This window comes from Isoptericola chiayiensis (genome assembly GCF_013149805.1).
Lineage (GTDB): Bacteria > Actinomycetota > Actinomycetes > Actinomycetales > Cellulomonadaceae > Isoptericola > Isoptericola chiayiensis.
Window position 1 is genome coordinate 504,481 of the sequence record NZ_JABEZT010000002.1, and the last position, 22,847, is coordinate 527,327.

The window sequence follows — 22,847 nt, forward strand, 5'->3', positions numbered from 1 at the left end:
ACGGCCACCGTCCACGGCACCATGGGGGCATGCCCTCACCGACCCGCGACGGACTCGTCGTCAGCCCGTCCCTGACGATCCCCCGGGCCGAACTGACCGAGCGGTTCTCGCGGTCCTCGGGCCCCGGGGGTCAGGGCGTGAACACCACCGACTCGCGGGTGGAGCTGTGCTGGGACGTCGAGCGCTCAGCGGTGCTGAGCCGCGTCCAGCGCGAGCGGATCGTCGCCCGGATAGGTCACCGGCTGGCCGACGGCGTCCTGACGGTCACGGCGTCCGAGCACCGCGAGCAGCGGCGCAACCGGGACGCGGCCGCCCACCGCCTGGCGGCACTCGTCGCCGAGGCCGTCGCGCCACCCGGCCCCCGCCGTCGTGCCACCCGGCGCACCCGCGGGTCCCAGGAACGCCGGCTGCAGGCCAAGAAGCAGCGGTCCGCGACCAAACGGATGCGTTCGTCCCGGCCGTCGCAGGACGACTGACCGGACGCCTTACGTACATCTATGTATGATACTTCTATGACTGCTCGATCCGTGGCTCCGTTCTACGGCCGCTCGGACATCGTCGCCACGCTGACCAAGCATCTCGACGCGGTCCAGACCCATGGGCAAGGACGCATCGTCGCAGTCCGAGGTCGCCGCCAGGTCGGCAAGTCCACGGCGATCGACACCTTCGTCCGCGGCACCGCCGTGCCGTACGTCTTCGCCGCAGGAACACTCGGCGCGCCGACGCGCACCCAGGTCGCCGAAGCGACCGAGGCGCTCACATCGTCGACCCGGCCGTTACCCGGCACCGAGATGGTCGGGGGCCTCCCCCTGCGCACGTGGCGCGACTGGTTCCGCGCGGTCGAGGCCGCAGCACGCCAAGGGCCGACCGTCGTCGTGCTCGACGAGTTCCCCTGGGCCGTCGCCGCCGACCCGTCTCTCGAGGGCACCCTCCAGAACCTCTGGGACCAGACACTGGAAGAGCTACCGGTGCTGCTCATCCTGGTCGGGTCCGACGTCGCGATGATGGACCGGCTCTCCGAGTACGGCCGAGCGCTGTTCGGGCGCGTCCGCCCGCTCGTCGTCGACCCGCTCAACCCGGCAGAGATCGCCCAGGCGCTCCCCGACGCCACACCGACCGAGGTCTTCGACGCCTACCTCGTCACGGGCGGCTACCCCCGCCTCGTCACCGACCTCGCACGGTCGGGAGGCAACGTGCCGCGGTACGTGGCCGATTCCTTCGCCGACCTGTACAGCCCGTTGGTCTCGACCGCACGCTTCACGCTCGACGCGGAGTTCCCCGACTCCCCCGCCGCTGCGCGGGTGCTGGCGGCGATCGGCGCGGACGAGACCACCACACCGCGGTTCAACGACCTCATCCCCGCCGGCCTCGAGGACTCCGAGGTGACGCGCTACCAGACCAGCACCACCCGGGCACTGCGCGTCCTGACCGACGACAAGCGGCTCGTCACGAAGGAGGTTCCCGCCTGGTCGCCGGAGAAGGGACGGCTACGGCGGTACCGCGTCACCGACCCCTATCTGCGCTTCTGGTTCCGCTACGTGGAGCGGAGCCTGGAGCTGATCTCTCGCGGACGGGCCGACCACGCCTTCGGTCGCTTCGAGCGGGACTGGTCGTCCTGGCGAGGACGCAGCATCGAGCCCGTCGTGCGCGAGTCCTTCGCACGGCTCGCTCCGGACGATGCTCGCCTCGAGAGGATCGAGAGTGTCAGCGCCTGGTGGACCCGTGACGGGCAGACCGAGGTCGACCTCGTCGGAGCGACCCGCGAGCGCACCGTTGTGCTCGGGACCATCAAGTGGCGCCCCGACGGCGTGATCTCCCGCCGCGAGATCACGCACCTGCGCAGCGCCATCGGCACGGTGCCGCGCAGCAGCGACGCCCTCGTCGCCGCCGTCAGCCCCGAGGGACAGCCTGTCGACGGCGCCGATCTCACCTTCGGCGCGGCCGACCTGCTCGGCGCCTGGCCGGTCTGACGGTTCGCATCCGCGGAATCAGCGCGCGCTCGCCGCACCTTCTCCGCGAGCGCCGTCGTCGTTCCCCACCTCGGATTCATCGTCAGGCGCCGCGCAGACGCCGGTGACCGGGTCGCACACCGCGGCGTCGTCGGCCGCGAGGAACGTCAGCGGCTGGACGGGCTCAGGCATCGACCTGCTCCCACGCCTGGGCGATCGCCTGGCCGTACGCCTCGGTGGGCACGGCGCCGGGGATGCCGAGGCGTCGGCCGAGCACGGTGAACGGCACGCCGCGAGCGCCCAGGGCGATCGCCTCGTCGTGCTCGGCGCGGACGGCGTCGGCGTACCGGTCGCTCGCGAGCACGCCGCGGATCTCGGTCTCGGGGATGCCGAGCTCGGTGCCGAGCCGCACGAGGGTGTCGGCGGCGAACGCCTCGGGGTCACCGCTGAACAGGGCGGCCTGCATGGCCGTCATGTACTGCCAGCCGACGCCGCGGGAGTTGCCCAGGTGCACCAGGCGCAGCATGTCGAGCGTGTTCTGCACGGGGTGGTTCGGCGCGTAGGCGAGGCCCTCCGCGCGAGCCAGCTCGGCGACCTGACCCTCCATCTGCTCGGCCTGGTCGACCGGGAGCCCCTTCTTGGCCGACAGGTAGTCGACGACGGGTGTCGGCTCCGCGGGGAAGTCCGGGTCGAGCTGGAAGGTGCGGATTGTCACGTCGATGCGGTCCGCCTGCGGCGAGGCCGCGATGGCCTGCTCGAGGCGCGCGTCACCGATGTAGCACCACGGGCACAGGACGTCGGACCAGACCTCGATCTCGAGGCGGGAGTCGGTAGCAGTCACGGTCGGTACAACTGCTGCGCGGTCCAGACATTCCGTCCCGCTCCGATGAGTTCGGTCACCGCCCCAGGTCCGCCCACCAGGACGATCACCAGGAGGACGACCATGGGCTCCATTCAGATCGAGCTGTTCACCACCCTCGACCTCGTCGGCCAGGCACCGGGCGGGCCCGAGGAGGACCCCGTCGGGTTCCCGTTCGGGGGTTGGCAGGCTCCTCTGCTCGACGACGTCACCGGCGCCCAGATCTGGGACGCCTTGGACGGCACGGACGCGCTGCTCCTCGGACGGCGGACCTACGACATCTTCGCCGCCTACTGGCCGCACCAGGAAGGCGGTCCGGACGACGACATCGCCACGCTGTTCAACCGCATCCCCAAGTACGTCGCCTCCCGCGGCACACCCGATCTGTCGTGGGCCGGGTCCGTCCACCTCGGCCGCGACCTGCGGCAGGCCGTCACCGAGGTGCGCGACCGCCACGCGGACGTCAAGGTCATCGGGAGCCTCGACCTGGTCCAGACACTGCTGCACGAGCGCCTGTTCGACAGCCTCAACCTCTGGGTGCACCCGATCGTGCTCGGCGTCGGCAAGAAGCTCTTCGACGGCGGCGAGGTGCCGGCGAACCTCACGCTGCTCGATCCGCCGACGGCCAGCCCCCGCGGCGTGGTGCACCTGCGCTACGGACTCGCCGAGGGCACGCCGCAGACCGGCGACATGACGGTGTCGACCTGACCCGCCGGAGTCAGGAGCGATCTACCGTGCGAGGTTCGGCGCCACACCCACGGCGTGAGCCCGTTCGAGCCGCTCCACCAGCGCGACGATGCCGGCCGCGATCGGCAGGAACACCAGGTTGCCGAGCAGCATGGGCCGCAGGAACGGCAGCCCGGCGACGTAGCTGGCCACGAGTCCGTCCAGGCCGGCCGGGTAGAAGGTGCCGCGGCCCTGCAGCCACACGCCGAAGTTGGTCCAGAGGTAGAACACGACCGAGCTGCCGACGCCGAAGCCCAGCGCCGCCACGAACCGGCGACCGCCGGTGGCCCGGCGGGTCCACCAGGCGCCGATGCCGATCGCCGCCCAGGCGGTCCACGTGAACAGCAGGATCGCGGAGTTCGTCAACAGCACGTCGCTCAGCGCGACGACCGCCAGCGGGGCGAGCATCGCCAGGCGATGCCGCAGCAGACCGGCGGCCGCGAACGCCGCCGCCGTCGACAGCTCCAGGTTCGGCGGGGCGCCGAGGTCGTCCTTGACGACCCGCCACACGATCGCCGCCACGACGAGCAGCACGGCGACGGCGGGCCGCCACCAGCGCTCGCCCAGCTCGCGCAGGCTCAGGTCCTGCGTCGGTGCGGCGGGTGCGGGGTTCACTCCTCGGACTCCTCGGTCGGTTCGATCTCCTCGAGCTTCCACTGAATCTGCTGGCCGTCCTCGGTCTCGAGCGAACCGGCGCCGACCTGCGCCATCTCGCCGTCCACGTACAGCGCCCAGAACTCGGCGCCGTCCTCGGCCGTCCGGCCCTTGATGCCGGTGACGTAGGCCATCTCGCCCTCGCCGGAGACCTCGGCCTGGTCGTCGTGCACGAGCAGCAGGTCCAGCGCGGTCTCGCCGTCCTCGCCCGTGTACGAGAACTCGGTGATGTTCTCGGCGACGTGCTCGTCCGTGCCGGCCGACTCCTCGCTGTCCTCCGCGGCGACGGACGCGCTCGTGTCCGGCGTCGGCTCGTCCTCACCGGTGCAGCCGGCGAGCAGGGCCACCGACAGCACACCGGTGGCGGCCATGGACAGCAGGCGGGTCGACGTCGTACGCATCAGGGTCTTCACATCGCTGAGCCTATCCGGCACGGCCGGTCGGCCGGTGCGCGTGCCGCCATCCGGACGCCCTCGACCGGCGCCTCCGACCGTGGGCCCCGAAGCCCTCCACGTGCCGCGACAGATGCGCTGCGCTACGTTGCTGGCACGTCGACCCGGAGGTCCCGATGCCGCTCCCCCCGCCCCCCGCCGGCTGGTCCCGCTACATCCTCAAGAGCAAGTTCGGCATGGGACGCGACTTCGCCGTCCTCGACCCGGACACCGAGGAACAGACGTGGTTCGTGGACGGCAAGGTCGGCATGCGCCCCAAGGCCGACGTCCAGGACTCCGCCGGGAACGTCGTGTACACCGTCACCGGCAAGATGTTCGGCATCCCCAAGCAGATGACGATCGCCGCCGCCGACGGCACCGAGGTCGCCTCCCTGCGGGCCAAGGCCTTCTCGATGATCAAGGACAAGATGACCATGGAGGTCCCCGGCAGCGAGCCCTGGAGCCTCGAAGGATCCTTCATCGAGAAGAACTACTCCGTCAGCGCGGGCGGTCGGCACGTCGTCCAGATCACTCAGAAGTGGGTGACCATCCGCGACTCGTACACCCTCGACGTCGCCGACGGCATCGACGTCGGCCTCGCGCTCGCCGTGGTGTGGGCGATCGACCGCTGGGTCGAGCGCGACTGAGCGGCCTGCCGACCCGCAGGGCATCGACGCCGTCCTCGACCAGCTCTCGACGACCCTGGAAATGCTCTACGGGCCCTGCTGCTGGTCGGGATCGCGCGCGTGCTGTGCTATCTGCCCGAGGCGCGCGCCAGGGACCGGCTGGCCACCGCTCGATCCACGCGCTGACGCCAGGCCCGGGAGGAGGCTCCTACGCGTCGATCTGGGCGCGGTCCAGCGCGTTCGCCCCGGCGACGATGAACTCCTTGCGCGGCGCGACGTCGGAGCCCATGAGCAGGTCGAAGACGCGCTCGGCGGCCTCGGCGTGCTCCACGGTCACCCGGCGCAGGGTGCGGTGGCGGGGGTCCATCGTGGTCTCGGCGAGCTGGTCGGCGTCCATCTCCCCCAGACCCTTGTACCGCTGGATGTCGTCCTTGTACTTCCGGCCGGCCCGGTCGAGCTTCTTCAGCGTCGCGTTGAGCTCCGCCTCGGAGTAGGTGTACAGGTACTCGCCCTTGCGCCGGCCCGAGCCGAGCACCTCGATGCGGTGCAGCGGCGGCACCGCGGCGAACACGCGGCCCTCGGTCAGCAGCGGGCGCATGTACCGGTAGAACAGCGTCAGCAGCAGCGTGCGGATGTGCGCGCCGTCGACGTCGGCGTCCGTCATCAGCACGACCTTGCCGTACCGCGCGGCCTCGAGGTCGAAGGACCGCCCCGACCCGGCACCCAGCACCTGGATGATCGCCGCGCACTCGACGTTGCGCAGCATGTCGCTGATGGAGGCCTTCTGGACGTTGAGGATCTTGCCGCGGATCGGCAGCAGCGCCTGGAAGTCCGACGACCGCGCCAGCTTGGCGGTGCCGAGCGCCGAGTCGCCCTCCACGATGAACAGCTCGGAACGCTCGACGTCGTCGCTGCGGCAGTCCGCCAGCTTGGCGGGCAGCGAGGAGGACTCCAGGGCGTTCTTGCGCCGGGAGATCTCCTTCTGCTTGCGGGCCGTGACACGGGCGCGCATCTCGGCGACGACCTTCTCCAGCAGCAGCGAGGCCTGCGCCTTGTCGTCCCGCTTGGTGGAAGTCAGCAGCGCGCCGAGCTCCTTCTCGACCACCCGCGAGACGATCCCGCGCACCGGCGCGGTCCCGAGGACCTCCTTGGTCTGGCCCTCGAACTGCGGCTCGGAGAGACGGACCGTCACCACGGCCGTCATGCCCGCCGTCGCGTCGTCCTTCTCGATGCGCTCGGCCGAGTCCTTCGTCGAGACCTTCAATCGGCGCGCGTTCGCCTCGACCTGCTTGCGGATCGTCTTGAGCAGGCCCTGCTCGAACCCGGTGCGGTGCGAGCCGCCCTTCGGCGTGGCGATGATGTTGACGAACGTGCGCAGCTCGGTCTCGTACCCGACACCCCAGCGCAGCGCGACGTCCACCTCGCAGTCCCGCTCGACCTCCTGGGACGTCATGTGCCCCTTGGCGTCCAGCACGGGCACGGTCTCGGTGAACTTCCCCGAACCCCGCAGGTGCCAGGTCGAGGTGACCGGGGTGTCCGGGGCGAGAAACTCCACGAAGTCCACGGCACCGCCGGAGTGCTGGAAGACCTCCTCGTGCGGGCCGGACTCCCCCGGCGTCCCGGGCAGGCCGCGCTCGTCGCGGACCGTGATCTTCAGGCCCGGCACCAGGAACGTGGTCTGCCGGGCGCGGGTGACGAGCTCGTCGTAGGCGAACACCGCCGACTTCGGGAAGATCTGCCGGTCGGCCCAGTAGCGCACCCGCGTCCCGGTGCGGCGCTTCGGCGCCTTGCCGACCACGACCAGCTCGGAGTGGTCCACGAACGGCTCGAACACGGACTCGGGCGACGGCCCCGTGGCCGGGTCGGAGAACGTCCCCGGCTCCCCGCGGTGGAACCGCATGGCGTACGTCTTGCCGCCCCGGTCGACCTCGACGTCGAGCCGCGCGGACAGGGCGTTGACCACCGAGGCGCCCACGCCGTGCAGACCGCCCGAGGCGGTGTACGAGCCGCCGCCGAACTTGCCGCCGGCGTGCAGCTTGGTGAACACGACCTCGACGCCGGACAGCCCGGTCTTGGGCTCGGCGTCGACGGGGATGCCGCGGCCGTCGTCCTCGACCGTCACCGAGGAGTCGGCGTGCAGCACCACCTTGATGGCGGTCGCGAACCCGCCGAGCGCCTCGTCGACGGAGTTGTCGATGATCTCCCACAGGCAGTGCATCAGGCCGCGGGAGTCCGTCGACCCGATGTACATGCCGGGGCGCTTGCGGACCGCCTCGAGACCCTCGAGGACGGAGAGATGGCGTGCGGTGTACCCGGACTCGGACGTGGCTGTCACGCGCACGAGGGTAGCCGAGGGTGCCGACACCCGGGCTCAGGCGCCCCGCGACGGCACCACGCTGTGACCTGAACCGTGATCGCCGGGAGCGAACCGAGGCTCTTCGAGGGAAGAAAAGAGGACGGGGATGGTTTGATGGTGGTGTGAGCACTACGACCGAAGACACGACCCAGATGACCGCCGCCGACCGCTGTGACCGCTGCGGGGCCCAGGCCTACGTGCGTGTCGTGCTGCCCGTCGGGGAGCTGCTCTTCTGCGGCCACCACGCACGCGCCCACGCGGACGCCTACCAGTCCGTGGCGACGCACATCCAGGACGAGACCGATCGTCTGCACGCCGAGCACGGCGCCGGCTGACCCCCGCCGTCCTGCAGGGACGGCCCGAGACCACGACGAAGGCCCCGCACCGTTCGGTGCGGGGCCTTCGTCGTGGTCTGCCGGGCGGGGTGCCGGTCGTGGTCAGTCCAGGTAGTCGCGCAGCACCTGCGAGCGCGACGGGTGGCGCAGCTTCGACATCGTCTTGGACTCGATCTGGCGGATCCGCTCACGCGTGACCCCGTAGACCTTGCCGATCTCGTCGAGCGTCTTGGGCTGGCCGTCCTGCAGGCCGAACCGCATGGACACCACGCCGGCCTCGCGCTCGGAGAGCGTGTCGAGCACCTGGTGCAGCTGCTCCTGCAGCAGCGTGAACGACACGGCGTCCGACGGCACCACGGCCTCGGAGTCCTCGATGAGGTCACCGAACTCGCTGTCGCCGTCCTCACCGAGGGGCGTGTGCAGCGAGATGGGCTCGCGGCCGTACTTCTGGACCTCGACGACCTTCTCCGGGGTCATGTCGAGCTCCTTGGCCAGCTCCTCCGGCGTGGGCTCGCGGCCCAGGTCCTGAAGCATCTGGCGCTGGACGCGCGCGAGCTTGTTGATGACCTCGACCATGTGCACCGGGATGCGGATGGTGCGGGCCTGGTCGGCCATGGCGCGGGTGATCGCCTGCCGGATCCACCAGGTGGCGTACGTGGAGAACTTGTAGCCCTTGGTGTAGTCGAACTTCTCGACCGCGCGGATCAGACCGAGGTTGCCCTCCTGGATCAGGTCCAGGAACAGCATGCCGCGACCCGTGTAGCGCTTGGCCAACGAGACCACGAGACGCAGGTTGGCCTCGAGCAGGTGGTTCTTGGCCCGCTTGCCGTCGTGCGCGATCCACTTCAGGTCGCGCCACATCTTGCGCTCCTCGGCCGTGGCCTTGGTGCGGTCGAAGTCGGCGTAGTCCTGGGCCAGGCGCTCCTCGGCGAACAGGCCGGCCTCGATGCGCTTGGCGAGCTCGACCTCCTGCTCGGCGTTCAGCAGCGCGACCTTGCCGATCTGCTTGAGGTAGTCCTTGACGGGGTCGGCGGTGGCGCCGGCCGTCACGACCTGCTGCGCGGGCTGGTCCTCGTCGTCGGTGTCGGAGACGACGAAGCCGCCGCCCTCCTCCTCCTTCTTGCTGCGCGGGCCACGGACCGTCGCGACGTGCTTGCCGCCGGACTCCTCGGACTCCTCGTCGTCCTCGACCGGCACGCCGTCCGGCTCCGGGGCGGGCTTGTGCGCCTTCGCCGCGGCCTTGCGCGTCGTCTTGGCCGCGGTGGTCTTCTTCGCGGCGGTCTTCTTGGCCGGCGAGGCCTTGGCGGCCGGCTTCTTGGCCGGTGCCTTCTTCGCCGTGGTGGACGCGGACTCGGTGGAGTCGTCCTCGGCGTCGCCCGGCGCGGACGTCGTCGACGTCGTGCGCGTGGCGGCGGTCTTCGCGGACGGGGCCTTGGCGCGCGCCTGCGTCTTGGTCGAGGTGCTCGTCGCGGCGGCGACCTTGGTCGCGACCGGCGCGCCGACGTCGACGCCGGCGGTGGCGAAGGCGCGCAGCACCGCCTTCAGCCGCTTGGGGTCGCCCACGGACGCGGACTCGCAGGCGGCACGGAAGCTTTCCGCGTCGACGCGACCGTCCGCGGCGCCGCGAGCGAGCAGCTCCTTGAGGGCTGCATGGTCGAACTCTCGGGGCAACGGGGGGTTCTGCGCAGTGGACGCCACAAACCGACCTTTCGGCATTCGAGGGGACGGTGGACCGCTGTCATGGCCGGGGACGGGGACCTCGCGGCTCGAGCGGATACCTCTATTGTACTGGCGAGACCAGGACCCGGGGTCGCACGACGGCCTCGGCGCCGTGTCGTGCGCCACCGTCGACGGTCTCGGACGGGTGAATCTGAGGGTTCAACGCCGCCTCGCACGCCGCTATTCCGCGCGTGCCGCACCGCCGGCGACACCGCCGGCGAGAACGTCAGGGCTTGACGGCCAGCACCGGGCAGGGCGCCTCCAGCAGGATGCGCTGCGCCCCGGACCCGAGGATGAGCTTGCCCACGGGGCTGCGCCGTCGCAGCCCGATGACGATCAGTCCCGGGGTGGACTCGGCGGCGTGGCGCACGAGGTCGTCGGCGAGGTCGCCGGACCCGGTCACGATGCGGTGCTCGACGCCGGCATCGGCGAGCCGGGTGCGCAACGTGTCCAGCTCCGCGCCGCCCGGGTCGCCCTTCGCAGCGACCACCACCAGCTCGGCCTCGCGCCGTCGCGCCTCCGTCATGGCCGCGACGAGCGCTTCGGTGCCCTCCGGGGTCCCCAGGTGTCCCACGACGATCGCCATGGTGGCACGCTACCGGACGCCGCGGCCCGAGCACCGCTCGCACATGGGGCAGCATTGCCCACCGGTCGGAGCGGCGCGCGGGTCAGCCCTCCGCCCGGACCCAGCCGGGCGGCAGGCCCGCGGCCACGACCGACGCCACGAGGTGGGCCAGCCGGTGGTCGGGGTCGGCCGCGAGCGCCTCGTCCACCCGGTAGGAGGCCCGCGCGCCGTCGCCCCGCCACCAGGCGAGGAACGCCAGCAGGGTGGCGGCGGGGGCGTGCCAGCGCCGCGGGGTGTGGGAGACGACCAGCTCGAGGACGGCCTGGGCGCGTTCGGCCTCGCCGGGGTCGGGCCTGACGGCGTCGGCGGGGTCGACGACGCGCGCGAGGATCTCGGCGGTGGCCCGGTCGACCGCGGCGGGGTCAGCGGCGGTCACGGTGTCCTGGGCGCCGCCGTCGCCGCCGGGGACGAGGGTCAGCAGGACGGCGTCGCGCACGCGACGGTCGGCCAGTCCTGCGGCGACGCGGCCCAGGAGCGCGGCACCGAGCAGCTGGTCCTCGGCCGCGTCGCCGTCGCGGTCACGCTCGGCGGGCCCGGGCACGCACCGGGTCGCCTCGCGCCACGCGTCGAGCGCGGCGGTGCGCCAGGCGCGCCGTGCGCCCTCGTCGGGGCAGTCCGCGGCGGAGTCGTGGCTGCGGCGCGCGGCGCGGCCGGCCAGAGCACGCCGGTCGGCGGGTGCGGGGACGATCCGGTAGGCGACCTCGCGCGACGGGGCGACCTGACGGCCGGCCAGGACATGTGCGACGGCGATCTCGCTGGTCTCCAGCGCGGCCGGCGGGTGCCCCTGCTCGGGACAGCACGCCGGGTCGTCGCAGTCGAGGCCGCGGTAGCCGCCGTCGGTGACGATCCAGCGGTCGACGTCCACGCCGACGTCGACGGCGGCGATCGCCGTGCCCAGCAGGGCGCGGGCGGACGCCTCGTCGCGGGCCGTGTAGAGCACGGCGGTCAGCGCGCGGGGACGCTGGTCGACGACGGCGCGCACCAGCGGCTCCAGGCCGTCGGCGACGTCGGGCCGGGCGAGGTCGTCCAGCGCGACACGGGCGACGAGCCCGAGGTGACCGTCCGCCGTCGTGCAGGCGACGACGACGCACTCGGCGGGCCGGAAGCCCAACCGGTAGGGGATGGCGGCCAGGAGGTCGTGCGGGCTGCGCAGGACGAGGGGCCGGGGTGCGGGGTCCAGTGCTGTGGTCATGGTCCGAGCACACCGTGCGGGGACGGCGTCGTGCCGGTGGGACGCCGCGGGCTGGGGACGTGCCTCGCCTGGGGGCGGCCGAGGTCTACGGTGTCCCCGTGCCTCCGACCCGTCCGCGCTCCCCCGCCCGCCGGTGCCGCCTGGCCGCACCGGTCGTCGCGGCGCTGCTGGTCTCGGGCTGCGGCGTGCTGCCCGCCGCGGGTCCGCAGGACGCGAGCAGCGCGGGACCGACGCCGTCGGCCAGCGAGGAGGTGGCCTCGGCGATGCCCACGTTCGACCCGTCGTCGGCGGTCGCGCAGTACGCTCCCGGCTTCCCCGCGGAGCTGCTCGGCGCGCCGAAGAAGGCCACGGTGCTGGCCAGCTCGGCGACACGGACCGAGGACGGTCGGTGGGAGGTCTCCCTGAGCCTGTCGACGACGCTGGGCACCCGCAAGGTGATGCGCCGGTACGCGGACCGGCTGCAGGAGGCAGGGTTCGAGGAGTCGGACGACGTCGACGCGGCGGGCCTGAGCGCCCGCACCGCGTTCCTGCGCTCGGGCGACCAGGGCGGCACCGAGTCGGTGCTCATCGGGGTCCACGACGACGGCGAGCGGCGGCTGGTCTCGTTGTCCGGCATGGTGCGCCAGGACGCGTAGGCCCGGACGCCGCTCCGGCCGGAACGACCCGGAACCGGCCCCGACACCCTAGGGTGGCACCATGCCCTCCGCCGCCGCCCTGGTCGATCTCGAGAACCTCCGCGACGACGTCGACGCGGTGCTGCGCCGGCACCTGGACGACCTGAGCGCCGAGGCGGCCGCCACGGGACCCGGATCCCACGCCCTGACCGAGCACCTCGAGACCCTCCTCGACGGCGGCAAGCGACTGCGGGCCGCCTTCTGCTACTGGTCCTTCCGCGCCCACGGAGGGTCGCCGGACGGGCCGCAGCGGGACGCCGTCGTGCGCGTGGGCGCGGCCCTCGAGCTGTTCCAGGCCGCCGCGCTGCTGCACGACGACGTCATGGACGCCTCGGACACCCGGCGCGGTCGGCCCACGGCTCACCGCGTCTTCGAGGCGCGGCACCGCGCCGAGGGCTGGGCGGGCGACCCCGAACGGTTCGGCACCGCGGCCGCCATCCTGCTGGGCGATCTCAGCCTGGTGGCCAGCCAGCGCGAGGTCGTGGCCGCCCTGGACGTCCTGGAGACCGCCGTCGCCCGCCGCGCCCGCGACGTGTTCACCGCGATGACGAGCGAGGTCGTCGTCGGCCAGTACCTGGACGTGCTCGTGCAGGCCGAGCCCTGGGGCACGAACCCCGCCACCGACGAGGAGCGCGCCCGCACGGTGCTGCGCGCCAAGTCCGCGCGCTACTCCGTGGAGCGGCCCCTCACCCTCGGCGCGGTCCTCGCCGGTGCCGACGACGCCGCGGTGGCCACGATGAGCGACGCCGGGCTGCCCCTCGGCGAGGCCTTCCAGCTCCGCGACGACCTGCTCGGCGTCTTCGGCGACCCGACGGTAACGGGGAAGCCCGCCGGCGACGACCTGCGCGAGGGCAAGCACACCGTCCTGGTGGCCCGCACCCTGGCCGGGACGGACGACGCCGGGCGTCGGCTCGTCGCCGACCGGCTCGGCCACGAGGACCTCTCGGAGGCCGACGTCGCAGCGCTTCGCGCCGTGATCGTCGCCTCGGGCGCCGTCGACGGCGTCGAGAAGCTCATCGACGAGCTGGCCGCCACGGCGCTGACGACGCTGGACGGCGCCGGTCTCGCCCGGCCCGGCGCCGACGTGCTGACCGACCTGGCGCGCGTCGCGGTCGAACGGGTCGCCTGAGGCGCACGACCCGGCGGTCCGAGCGGCCCGAGCAGCGGTCCGTCAGGCCAGCGCCTGGGCCACGCGGCGCACCTGGGCACGGCGCCCCGCGCGCAGCGCGTCGACGGGACGCGCGTCCAGCGACTCCTCCGGCGTGAACAGCCACTGCAGCGCCTCGCCGTCGCTGAACCCGGCGTCGCCCAGGAGCATCACGGTGCCGCGCAGCGTCTCGACGACGTGGGGTGCGCCGTCGGGCCCCTCGACGAGGAACGCCGCCGGCACCTGGAACGTGGTGCGCGGGCCCCGCTTGACGCCGATCAGGTGGCGGGAGTCCACGAGCCCGCGGACCGCACCCACCTCGACGCCGAGCTGCTCGGCGACGTCGGGCAGGGTCAGCCAGTCGTCGATCAGGTCGTCCAGGGTGCTGTTCTCCGCGGTGCTCACCGCACCAGCCTAGCCGCGCCGCAGCGACCCGGCGCCGGCCGTCCCGGGCCGGGCCCGGCCATGCCTGCGGGCCCCCGCGCGACGCGCCGCTTAAACTCGGGCCCGTGGCCACCACGACGACGGACGCGATGCTCGGCCGCCTGGTGGGCGGTCGGTACGAGATCGTCGCGCGCGTCGCCCGTGGCGGCATGGCGACCGTGTACCGGGCCCGGGACCGCCGCCTCGACCGCGACGTCGCCCTGAAGATCATGCACCCGCACCTCGCCGAGGGGGTCGACGGCGGCCGGTTCGTCTCCCGGTTCCGGCGCGAGGCCCGGTCCTCGGCGCGGCTCTCCCACCCCGGCGTCGTCGCGGTCTTCGACCAGGGCGTCGACGGCGACCTGAGCTACCTCACCATGGAGTACGTCGCCGGCTCCAACCTGCGCGGCGCCCTGCACGACGGGCCGCTCACCGTCGGGCGGGCGCTCGACGTGGCGGCCCAGACGCTGGCCGCCCTCGCCGCCGCGCACCGCGTCGGCCTCGTCCACCGCGACGTCAAGCCGGAGAACGTCCTGCTCGACGAGGACGGCGCGGTCAAGGTCGCCGACTTCGGGCTCGCCCGCGCGGTCACCGAGGTCACCACGACCACCACCGGGACCATCCTGGGCACGGTCGCCTACCTCGCCCCCGAGGTGATCACCACCGGCGGCTGCACCCCCGCCACCGACGTCTACGCCGTGGGCGTGCTGCTCTCCGAGATGCTGACCGGCACGCTGCCCTACCCGGGCGAGACCCCCATCCAGGTCGCGTTCCACCACGTCCACGAGGACCTGCCGACGCCGTCCGAGCGCGTCGGCTGGCTGCCCGCCCAGATCGACGACCTGATCGCCCTGTTCACCGCCCGCGACCCCGAGGGCCGCCCCCCGCACGCGGCCGCCGCCCTCGTCGCCGTCCGTGCCGTCCGCACCGCGCTCGACGACGAGGTCCTCGTCCGCGCCGCCGAGCCTCCGGCGTCGTCCGAGCCGGCGTCACCCGCCGACGACCTCGACGACGCCGGTTCCGCGGACGCCGCCGGCGGGTCGGCCGACGCCGTCGACGAGATCCCGGCGGCCTTCTTCACCGAGGTCTCCGCCGGCCATCTCACCGAGCACGTCGTCACCGACCCCACCACAGAGCTGGGCTCCGGCAGCCGGCCGCCGCGCCGCCGCCGGCGACGCCGCGTGGTCGCCGGGCTGCTGGTCGTCGTCCTGCTCCTCGCCGGCGGCGGCGTCGGCACCTGGTGGTGGTACACGGAGGGCCCGGGGGCGTGGACGACCGTCCCCGACGACCTCGCCGGCGTCGAGCTCCGGGCGGCGCAGGAGACGCTGTCGGGCCACGGCCTGGAGACCACCACGAGCGAGACGTACGACGACGAGGTCCCGGCCGGCGACGTCGTGACCAGCGCGCCGGCCCCCGGCGAGCGCGTGCGCACCGACGGCACCGTGGAGCTGGTGGTCTCCCTCGGCGTGCAGCTGCTCACCGTGCCGGAGGACCTGCTCGGGGCCACGGCGCAGGACGCGACCGCCGCGCTGGAGGACACCGGGTTCACGGTCGCGACGCCGCGCACCGCCTATGACGACCGGGCCCCCGAGGGCGAGGTCGTCGAGATGTCCGTGCCCGAGGGGTCCACGCAGCGGCACGACACCGTCGTCCGGATCACCGTGTCCGACGGCCCCGCACCCGTCCGCGTCCCGCAGGTCGTCGGGGTGGACGGCGACCAGGCCGAGGAGGACCTCGCGGGCGTCGGCCTGGAGGTCGAGTACACCGACCCCGAGCACGCGACCGGCACCCCGGAGGGGCACGTCCTGACGCAGGACCCCGAGCAGGGCACCGCGGCGCACCGCACCGACACGGTCACGCTGACGCTGTCCGCGGGCCCGCCGGAGGTCGAGGTGCCCGACGTCGAGGGCATGTCGACGCAGGAGGCCACCGACGCGCTCGAGGAGGCCGGGTTCGTGGTCGAGGTGAACCGCTACCTCGGCGGCCTGCTCGACACCGTGCGGTTCCAGGACACCACGGGCACCGCGCTGCAGGGCTCGACGGTGACGCTCACCGTCTGGTGAGCATCTCCGCCACCTGGAAGGCCGTCTCCAGCGACTGCTGGTGGTTCAGACGCGGGTCCACGAGCGTCTCGTACCGCTCCGCCAGGCCGGCGTCGGAGATCTCCTCGCTGCCGCCGAGCACCTCGGTCACGTCGTCGCCGGTGAGCTCCATGTGCAGGCCCCCGGGCACCGTCCCGAGCTCGCGGTGCACCTCGAAGAATCCCGTCACCTCGTCCAGGACGTCGGTGAACCGTCGGGTCTTGAACCCGCTGTCCGAGGTGATCGTGTTGCCGTGCATGGGGTCGGTCACCCACGTCACCGCCACGTCGGCGGCGGTGACCTTCGCGACGACCTCCGGCAGCACCTCGCGCAGCCTGCCGGCACCCATGCGGGTGATGAACGTCAGCCGCCCGGGGGTGTTGTCCGGGTTGAGCCGCCGCGCCAGGGCGATCGCGTCGTCGGGCGCGGTGGTCGGACCGAGCTTGACGCCGATCGGGTTCGCCACCCGCGACAGGAACTCCACGTGGGCGCCGTCGAGCTGCCGGGTCCGCTCCCCGATCCACAGGAAGTGGGCGCTCGTGCCGTAGGGCCGCCCGGACCTGGCGTCGACGCGCGTGAGCGCCCGCTCGTAGTCGAGGATCAGCGCCTCGTGGCTGAGGAAGAACTCCACCGTGCGCAGCGCGTCGAAGTCGGCGCCGCACGCGTCCATGAAGCGGATCGCGCGGTCGATCTCCGTGGCGGTGCGCTCGTAGCGCGCGTACGCGGGGTTCAGCATGAACCCGCGGTTCCACTCGTGCACCCGGCGCAGGTCGGCGTAGCCGCCCTGGGTGAAGCCGCGCACCACGTTGGCGGTCGCCGTGGAGATCCGGTAGGCCTCTTCCAGGCGGCGCGGATCCGGGATGCGGGACTCGGGCGTGAACGCGTGCCCGTTGACCATGTCGCCGCGGTAGCACGGCAGGGTCACGCCGTCGCGCGTCTCGGTGTCCGACGAGCGCGGCTTGGCGTACTGCCCGGCCAGGCGGCCCATCTTGACCACGGGGGTGCTCGCCCCGTGGGTCAGCACCACGGCCATCTGCAGGATGGTGCGGACCTTGTTGCGGATGCGCGTCGCGTTCGCGTCGGCGAACGTCTCCGCGCAGTCGCCGCCCTGCAGCAGGAACGCCTCGCCGCGCCCGGCCGCGGCGAGGCGTTCGGTGAGCGTGTCCGCCTCGGCGGGCACCACGAGCGGCGCCGCCACCGACAGCCGGGCGGCGACGTCGGCGAGCGCCCCCGCGTCCGGCCAGGTGGGTTGCTGGAGCGCCTCCAGGGAGCGAAAGCGGTCCAGGCCCTCCGGGTCGGTCCCGGGCGCGACGGAGTCGACGGCGGTGCTCATGGTGCCCTACCGGCTCAGTGCTCGGCGGGCTGGGCGGGCACCAGCGGCTGGCCGAGGTCGGCCAGCAGCTCGCCGAACCACTCCTGGTGGACGTCGAACGCCTTGCCGCCGGCGATCCGCGGGAACGCGATCGCCTTGAGCTTGTCCTCGTCCTCCTCGTCGTGCCCGATGACGCCGGGCTCGCCGCGCAGCGCGCACTCGACGGCCAGGTCCGTCATCGACTTGATGAGGCGCAGGTCCTCGGCGTTCGCGGCCGCCGCACGCGAGTAGTAGCCGGACTTCTGGACCATGACCTTCTCGGCGCCCAGCTTCTCGGCGAACTGCTGCGCGAACCACTGGCCGGGGTTGATCGTGTCGAGCTTGACGTGCCCGAACGGGTCGCGCTGGACCTCCTCGCCCGCGGCCTCGAGCTGCGCGACGATCTCGTGCATGCCGGCACCCTCGGACAGGAAGATGTTGACGTTGCCGTGGGTGTCCATGACGCCCTTGAGGCGCTCGGCCTCGGCGTCGATGTCGATGGACAGCTCCGGCAGGAACACCGCGTGCACGTCCCATCGCTCCCGGGTCAGCCCGAGGGCGGGCGCGAACTCCTGCGCGTCCAGCCACTTGCGGTACTCCGCGGCCGCCGCGGCCGTCAGCCACCCGCAGTGCCGGCCCATGACCTCGTGCACGATGAGCATGCGCGGGCCCGACCGGTGCTCGCCGATGACGTTCGCGGCGAACCCGGCGGCCTCCTCGGCGGCGGTCCACGCCCCGAGCGACTGCCGGATCGGCACCACGTCGTTGTCGATCGTCTTGGGCAGTCCGACCACGGTGAGCTCGTAGTCGTTCTCGTGCAGGTAGGCGGCGAGGTCGGCCGCGGTGGTGTTGGTGTCGTCGCCGCCGATCGTGTGCAGCACGTCGACGCCGTCGGCCTTGAGCTGCTCCGCGGCCACGTGCAGCGGGTCCTGCCCCTCGGCGACCAGACCACGCTTGACGCAGTCGGCGGCGTTGGTGAGCTTGACGCGCGAGTTGCCGATCGGCGAACCGCCGAAGCGGTGCAGGATGCCGGCCTGGCGACGCCCCTCGGCGTCGATCTCGATCTTCGTGCCGGTCAGCAGACCGTGGTAGCCGTACTGGTACGCGATGATCTCGATCGACGGGTCGAGCTCGGTGTAGCGCTCGATGAGACCGCCGACGGCGGAGGACAGGCACGGGGCGAAACCACCTGCGGTCAGCAGGGCCACGCGACGGACCGACATGAGGGCAAACCTCTCGTTGGGGGATGACTGCCCACCCATCCTATGAGGCCCCGCGCGTGGCCGTGGCGCCGTCTCAGCCGGTAGGCGTCTCCGGGTCGGGCGCGGCCGGCGGCGTCGACCCGGACGGGCCGGACGACGGCGTGGTGTCCACCGGCAGGCCCTGGGCGATGCGGGCCTTGGCGGTCGCCGCGTACACGTCGACGTACTCCTGCTCGCTGAGGCGCAGGATCGCGTACATGATCTCGTCCGTGACGGCGCGCAGCACGAACCGGTCGTGCTCCATGCCGCGGTAGCGGCTGAAGTCCAGCGGCTCGCCCAGGACCACACCGATCCGCATCGGCTTCGGGACGGTCCGTCCCAGCGGCTGGGACTCGGCGGTCCCGATCATCGCCACCGGCACCACCGGCGCCCCGGACTCCAGCGCCAGCCGGGCGACGCCCGTCTTGCCGCGGTAGAGGCGGCCGTCGGGGCTCCGGGTGCCCTCCGGGTAGATGCCGAACAGGTCGCCCTCGGACAGCACCCGCAACCCGGTGCGCAGCGCGGCCTCGCTGGCCCGGCCACCGGACCGGTCCACCGGGATCGTGCCCACGCCCCGCATGAAGCCCGCCACCAGACGGCCCCGCAGGCCGCGGCCGGTGAAGTAGTCGGACTTGCCGAGGAACTTGACCTGCCGGTCCAGGACGATCGGCAGCACGAAGGAGTCGATGACGGCCAGGTGGTTGCCGGCGAGGATGGCGCCACCCGAGTCGGGCACGTTCTCCACGCCCCGGGTCCAGGGGCGGAAGGCGAGCCGGAGGAACGGCCCGGCCAGCACGTGCTTCATCACCCAGTAGAACAACGGTCCTCCTCGCGACGCCGCCGGTGACAATAGACTGCTCCCATGGCTCCATCGAACCGGGATGCGGACCCCGACGACCTCCCGGACGCCGACGTCGACGCCCGCTGGTCCGACATCGTCGCACGCCTCGGCGACGTCGAGGAGTCCGAACGCAGCATCACGGCGGCGCCGGTCACGCCCGACCCCGCCACCCCGGGACCCGACACGGGACCCGACCAGGGGCCCGACGCTGAGCCCCGCGCCGTCGGACCGCGGGACTGGCCCGCCTCCCCCGAGGTCGAGGCCCTCGAGGAGGCCGAGGAGCACTTCGTCCCGCCGGAACCCGAGCCGGTCGCCCACCGCGACCCGCTGCTGACGCTCGCCTGGACGGTCGTCGTGGCCGTCCCGGTGCTGACCGTCCTCGGCGTGGTGCTGCGCGCGATGCTGTCGTCGCTGTCGGTGCCCGGCTGGCTCGGACCCGCCGCGGGCGGCGCGTTCCTGGCCGCGGTCGCCGTGCTGCTCTGGCGGATGCCCCACCGGCGCGACCCCGACGACCACGACCCCGGCGCCGTCGTCTGACGGGTCCGGGCACCGCCGGGCGCCGGAGCGTGCGCCGGGGCGGCCGCCGGACGGTACGGGCGGCGCGTGCGGACCATCGCCGAGCGCCGCACCGTCAGCGCCGCGCGAGGTCCGCGGCGCCCACGATCCCCGCCTCGTTGCCGTGCTGGGCCAGCTCGATCTGCGCCTCGGGCCGGTGTCCCAGCGCCGAGAGCTCGGCCGTGTAGGCCTTGCGCAGCGGCAGGAGCAGCAGGTCGCCGGCCGCGCCCACTCCCCCGCCGATCACGAACAGCTCCGGGTCCAGGACCGCGGCGACGCTCGCCGCGCCCTCGCCGATCCACCGGCCCAGCGTCGCGAGCAGCTCGACGGCGAGCTCGTCGCCCTCCTGGGCCGCGCGCGTCACGTCGGGGCCCGAGATCGCCTCGGCGTCGCCGCCCGCGAGCTCGACGAGCCGCGCCGCCCGGCGCGGGTGCGCGATCGCCGCGTGCCGGGCGTCGCGCTCCAGCGCCGAGCCCGACGCGTACTGCTCCCAGCACCCCTCGTGCCCGCAGCCGCAGTAGTGCCCTCCCGGCACCACCCGCATGTGCCCCAGCTCGGCGGCCACGCCCCACTTGCCGCGCACCAGCGACCCGCCGACGACGACGGCCCCGCCCAGCCCGGTGCCGATCGTTAGCATGACCATGTCCGTCGCCTCGTGGGCCGCCCCGAACCGGAACTCGGCCCACCCGGCGGCGTTCGCGTCGTTCTCGACCACGACCGGCACGTCGACGTCGATCAGCTCGGACACCTTCTGGGCCAGCGGGTAGTCGCGCCAGGCGATGTTGGGCGCGAACTGCACCGACGTGCGGTCCGGGCTCACGAACCCCGCCGCGGCCAGGCCGATCGCCCCGACCTCGTGCTCGGCGACGAGCTCGGTGCAGGCGTCCGCGATCGCCCGGTCGATGCCGGCGACGTCGTCGGCGGCGGTGTCCCGCCGGACCTGGGCCAGGATGTTGCCGGCCTCGTCCACGACGCCGACGGCGATCTTGGTCCCGCCGATGTCGACTCCGATGGCGTGCATGCGTCAGACCTCACGTTCGAACTCGGGATGCTCACGGACGACATCGGAGCGGAGAGCTGCCGCGCCGACGCAGGTGGGAGCGCGCTCGGCGCGCGCCGGGAGACAGCCTACCGACACCACGGCGGCCCGCACGCACCGTCTCGTCCCGTCGCGTTCGGGTGGTTCTGAACAGGTCTGCGACCGGGTATCGTGACCGCGACGACCGACCTGCCACTGGAGTCAGCATGGACGAGATCACCACCCCGCAGCTCGTGGAGCTGTCCCCGACGTCGAACCTCAACGACGTCCTCACCGACCGCATCCGCAAGGACCCGTCCGGGACCGTCGTCGAGCGGTACGTGGACGGACGGTGGGACGCCGTCAGCGGGACGGACTTCGACGCCCAGGTGGTGGCCGTCGCCAAGGGTCTGGTCGCCAAGGGCGTCCAGCCGGGCGAACCCGTCGGGATCATGTCCCACACCCGCTACGAGTGGACGCTGCTGGACTTCGCCACCTGGGCCGCCGGCGCCGTGCCCGTGCCGATCTACGAGACCTCGTCGGCCGACCAGGTCGAGTGGATCGCCTCGGACGCCGGGGTCACGGTCGTCGTGGCCGAGAACGCCGAGCTGGTCGCCGTCGTCGAGCGGGCCCGCGCCGCCGCCCCGTCGGTGCGCGAGGTGCTCTCGATCGACGACGGCGCCATCGCCGAGCTCACGGCCGCCGGCGCCGACGTCGACGACGCCGAGATCGAGCGCCGCCGCGCGCTGGCCGGCCTGGACGACGTCGCCACGATCATCTACACCTCCGGCACCACCGGTCGCCCCAAGGGCGCCGAGCTCACCCACGGCAACTTCGCCTCGCTGTCCACCAACGCGGTCGCGGCGATCCCCGAGGTCTTCGCCGCCGGCGGACGCACCCTGCTGTTCCTGCCGCTGGCCCACGTCTTCGCCCGGTTCATCGAGGTGCTCGCCGTCGCCGGCGGCACCGTCCTCGGCACCTGGCCGGACGTCAAGACCGTCACCGAGGGCCTGGGCTCGTTCAAGCCCACCTACGTCCTGGCCGTGCCGCGCGTCTTCGAGAAGGTCTACAACTCGGCCGAGCAGAAGGCCGCGGCCGGCGGCAAGCTGAAGATCTTCCACTGGGCGAGCGCCACCGCCATCGAGTGGTCCCGCGCCCAGGACACGGGTGGCCCGTCGTTCTGGCTGAACCTGCAGCACAAGATCGCCGGCAAGCTCGTGTACGGCAAGCTCCTCGACGCCCTCGGCGGCCAGGCACGATACGCCGTCTCCGGCGGCGGCCCCCTCGGCGAGCGGCTCGGCCACTTCTTCCGCGGTCTCGGGCTGACGATCCTCGAGGGCTACGGGCTCACCGAGTCCACGGCACCGACCTGCGTCAACCGCCCCGAGGCCAACCGCATCGGCACCGTCGGCCTGCAGCTGCCGGGCTGCGGCGTCAAGATCGCCGAGGACGGCGAGATCCTCCTGCAGGGCATCCAGGTCTTCCGCGGTTACCACGACAACCCGGAGGCCACGGCCGAGTCGTTCGACGACGGCTGGTTCCGCACCGGCGACCTCGGCGCGCTCGACGACGACGGCTTCCTGTCGATCACCGGCCGCAAGAAGGAGATCATCGTGACCGCCGGCGGCAAGAACGTCGCGCCCGCGATGCTCGAGGACCGCATCCGCGCGCACGCCCTGGTCAGCCAGTGCGTCGTCGTCGGCGACAACCGCCCCTTCATCGGCGCGCTGATCAGCCTCGACCCCGAGGGCCTGCCCGGCTGGTGCAAGATGCACGACAAGCCGGAGCTCACCATGGAGCAGGCACGGACCGACACCGACGTGCTCGCCGCGCTCGACGCCGCCGTCACCCGCGCCAACGAGGCCGTGTCCCGGGCCGAGTCCATCCGCAAGTTCTCGATCCTGTCCGAGGACCTCACCGTCGAGAACGGCTACCTGACGCCGTCGCTCAAGGTGAAGCGCAACGTCGTGCTGGACGACTACGCCGCCGACGTCGACGCGCTCTACGCCGGGGACTCCACGAAGAGCCCGCACTGACCCGCGGT

The 22,847-nt window shown here is 72.9% G+C and carries 23 protein-coding genes; 10 read left to right on the forward strand and 13 right to left on the reverse strand.

Translation table 11 applies throughout. The features are described 5' to 3' along the window. Positions 1-29 precede the first annotated feature (29 nt). Together arfB and HDG68_RS05405 are read left to right on the forward strand one after the other, a co-directional pair. The gene (gene arfB / locus HDG68_RS05400) at positions 30-476 is read left to right on the forward strand and encodes an alternative ribosome rescue aminoacyl-tRNA hydrolase ArfB (protein WP_172149990.1); all 447 of its coding nucleotides are present in this window, start codon (positions 30-32) and stop codon (positions 474-476) included. A 36-nt stretch (positions 477-512) separates the two neighbouring features. Continuing rightward, positions 513-1,970: an ATP-binding protein gene (locus tag HDG68_RS05405; RefSeq protein WP_172149992.1), complete on the forward strand. Its 1,458-nt coding sequence runs from the start codon at positions 513-515 to the stop codon at positions 1,968-1,970. A gap of 18 nt (positions 1,971-1,988) precedes the next feature. Here HDG68_RS05405 and HDG68_RS05410 read toward each other — a convergent pair whose 3' ends face one another. Both HDG68_RS05410 and HDG68_RS05415 read right to left on the reverse strand, forming a co-directional pair. Beyond that, positions 1,989-2,141: a hypothetical protein gene (locus HDG68_RS05410; protein ID WP_172149994.1), complete on the reverse strand. Its 153-nt coding sequence runs from the start codon at positions 2,139-2,141 to the stop codon at positions 1,989-1,991. Next, complete coding sequence (locus tag HDG68_RS05415; RefSeq protein ID WP_216648001.1) at positions 2,134-2,790, reverse strand: DsbA family oxidoreductase; 657 nt, start codon at positions 2,788-2,790, stop codon at positions 2,134-2,136. The genes HDG68_RS05410 and HDG68_RS05415 overlap by 8 nt, the downstream gene beginning before the upstream one ends. A gap of 102 nt (positions 2,791-2,892) precedes the next feature. Here HDG68_RS05415 and HDG68_RS05420 point away from each other — a divergent pair, with 102 nt between their 5' ends. Further along, positions 2,893-3,516 carry a dihydrofolate reductase family protein gene (locus HDG68_RS05420; protein WP_172149996.1) on the forward strand — a complete coding sequence of 208 codons (624 nt, stop codon included), beginning with the start codon at positions 2,893-2,895 and terminating at the stop codon, positions 3,514-3,516. 21 nt (positions 3,517-3,537) lie between these two features. Here HDG68_RS05420 and HDG68_RS05425 read toward each other — a convergent pair whose 3' ends face one another. Then, entirely contained in the window at positions 3,538-4,149 is a 612-nt protein-coding gene (locus tag HDG68_RS05425; RefSeq protein WP_172149998.1) for a DUF6580 family putative transport protein, read from the reverse strand. Then, on the reverse strand, positions 4,146-4,601 hold the full coding sequence (locus HDG68_RS05430) for a DUF4430 domain-containing protein (protein WP_172150000.1): 456 nt from the start codon (positions 4,599-4,601) through the stop codon (positions 4,146-4,148). The genes HDG68_RS05425 and HDG68_RS05430 overlap by 4 nt, the downstream gene beginning before the upstream one ends. A 155-nt stretch (positions 4,602-4,756) precedes the next feature. Between HDG68_RS05430 and HDG68_RS05435 the strand changes: the two genes are divergently transcribed. Further along, complete coding sequence (locus HDG68_RS05435; protein ID WP_172150002.1) at positions 4,757-5,266, forward strand: LURP-one-related/scramblase family protein; 510 nt, start codon at positions 4,757-4,759, stop codon at positions 5,264-5,266. A gap of 187 nt (positions 5,267-5,453) precedes the next feature. Here HDG68_RS05435 and HDG68_RS05440 read toward each other — a convergent pair whose 3' ends face one another. Then, positions 5,454-7,580, reverse strand: coding sequence for a DNA gyrase subunit B (locus tag HDG68_RS05440; protein WP_172150004.1), 2,127 nt, complete (start codon positions 7,578-7,580; stop codon positions 5,454-5,456). A gap of 173 nt (positions 7,581-7,753) precedes the next feature. Here HDG68_RS05440 and HDG68_RS05445 point away from each other — a divergent pair, with 173 nt between their 5' ends. Further along, positions 7,754-7,936, forward strand: a complete 183-nt coding sequence (locus tag HDG68_RS05445; RefSeq protein ID WP_172150364.1) for a DUF7455 domain-containing protein — start codon at positions 7,754-7,756, stop codon at positions 7,934-7,936. A gap of 102 nt (positions 7,937-8,038) precedes the next feature. Here the strand turns inward: HDG68_RS05445 and HDG68_RS05450 are convergent, their stop codons facing one another. From HDG68_RS05450 to HDG68_RS05460, 3 genes are all read right to left on the reverse strand, one after another. Then, positions 8,039-9,634, reverse strand: coding sequence for an RNA polymerase sigma factor (locus HDG68_RS05450; protein ID WP_343037441.1), 1,596 nt, complete (start codon positions 9,632-9,634; stop codon positions 8,039-8,041). Positions 9,635-9,881: 247 nt separating this feature from the next. Then, a complete protein-coding gene (locus tag HDG68_RS05455) occupies positions 9,882-10,241 on the reverse strand; it encodes a universal stress protein (RefSeq protein WP_172150008.1) in 360 nt (119 codons plus the stop codon). An 82-nt stretch (positions 10,242-10,323) separates the two neighbouring features. Continuing rightward, positions 10,324-11,472: a DUF4192 domain-containing protein gene (locus HDG68_RS05460; RefSeq protein WP_172150010.1), complete on the reverse strand. Its 1,149-nt coding sequence runs from the start codon at positions 11,470-11,472 to the stop codon at positions 10,324-10,326. Positions 11,473-11,570: 98 nt separating this feature from the next. Between HDG68_RS05460 and HDG68_RS05465 the strand changes: the two genes are divergently transcribed. Together HDG68_RS05465 and HDG68_RS05470 are read left to right on the forward strand one after the other, a co-directional pair. Continuing rightward, on the forward strand, positions 11,571-12,107 hold the full coding sequence (locus HDG68_RS05465; protein ID WP_172150012.1) for a hypothetical protein: 537 nt from the start codon (positions 11,571-11,573) through the stop codon (positions 12,105-12,107). A 61-nt stretch (positions 12,108-12,168) separates the two neighbouring features. Continuing rightward, on the forward strand, positions 12,169-13,275 hold the full coding sequence (locus HDG68_RS05470; RefSeq protein WP_172150014.1) for a polyprenyl synthetase family protein: 1,107 nt from the start codon (positions 12,169-12,171) through the stop codon (positions 13,273-13,275). A gap of 42 nt (positions 13,276-13,317) precedes the next feature. Here the strand turns inward: HDG68_RS05470 and HDG68_RS05475 are convergent, their stop codons facing one another. Further along, positions 13,318-13,698 (reverse strand): Rv2175c family DNA-binding protein, encoded by a 381-nt coding sequence (locus HDG68_RS05475; protein WP_343037442.1) that lies wholly within the window; start codon positions 13,696-13,698, stop codon positions 13,318-13,320. A gap of 104 nt (positions 13,699-13,802) precedes the next feature. On the opposite strand from HDG68_RS05475, the gene pknB reads away from it, so the two are divergent. Beyond that, on the forward strand, positions 13,803-15,779 hold the full coding sequence (pknB, locus tag HDG68_RS05480; RefSeq protein WP_172150016.1) for a Stk1 family PASTA domain-containing Ser/Thr kinase: 1,977 nt from the start codon (positions 13,803-13,805) through the stop codon (positions 15,777-15,779). Here pknB and HDG68_RS05485 read toward each other — a convergent pair. From HDG68_RS05485 to HDG68_RS05495, 3 genes are all read right to left on the reverse strand, one after another. Then, positions 15,766-17,130 (reverse strand): class II 3-deoxy-7-phosphoheptulonate synthase, encoded by a 1,365-nt coding sequence (locus tag HDG68_RS05485; protein ID WP_172150018.1) that lies wholly within the window; start codon positions 17,128-17,130, stop codon positions 15,766-15,768. The genes pknB and HDG68_RS05485 overlap by 14 nt on opposite strands. A gap of 14 nt (positions 17,131-17,144) precedes the next feature. After that, positions 17,145-18,371, reverse strand: a complete 1,227-nt coding sequence (locus HDG68_RS05490) for a pyrophosphate--fructose-6-phosphate 1-phosphotransferase (RefSeq protein ID WP_172150020.1) — start codon at positions 18,369-18,371, stop codon at positions 17,145-17,147. Between the two features lie 73 nt (positions 18,372-18,444). Continuing rightward, positions 18,445-19,209: a lysophospholipid acyltransferase family protein gene (locus HDG68_RS05495; RefSeq protein WP_246253572.1), complete on the reverse strand. Its 765-nt coding sequence runs from the start codon at positions 19,207-19,209 to the stop codon at positions 18,445-18,447. A gap of 42 nt (positions 19,210-19,251) precedes the next feature. On the opposite strand from HDG68_RS05495, the gene HDG68_RS05500 reads away from it, so the two are divergent. Further along, entirely contained in the window at positions 19,252-19,767 is a 516-nt protein-coding gene (locus tag HDG68_RS05500; RefSeq protein ID WP_172150022.1) for a hypothetical protein, read from the forward strand. A 94-nt stretch (positions 19,768-19,861) separates the two neighbouring features. On the opposite strand, the gene HDG68_RS05505 is transcribed toward HDG68_RS05500, so the two are convergent. Further along, a complete protein-coding gene (locus tag HDG68_RS05505; RefSeq protein WP_172150024.1) occupies positions 19,862-20,806 on the reverse strand; it encodes an ROK family glucokinase in 945 nt (314 codons plus the stop codon). A gap of 224 nt (positions 20,807-21,030) precedes the next feature. Between HDG68_RS05505 and HDG68_RS05510 the strand changes: the two genes are divergently transcribed. Beyond that, a complete protein-coding gene (locus HDG68_RS05510) occupies positions 21,031-22,839 on the forward strand; it encodes an AMP-dependent synthetase/ligase (protein WP_172150026.1) in 1,809 nt (602 codons plus the stop codon). The last annotated feature ends 8 nt before the right edge of the window (positions 22,840-22,847 follow it).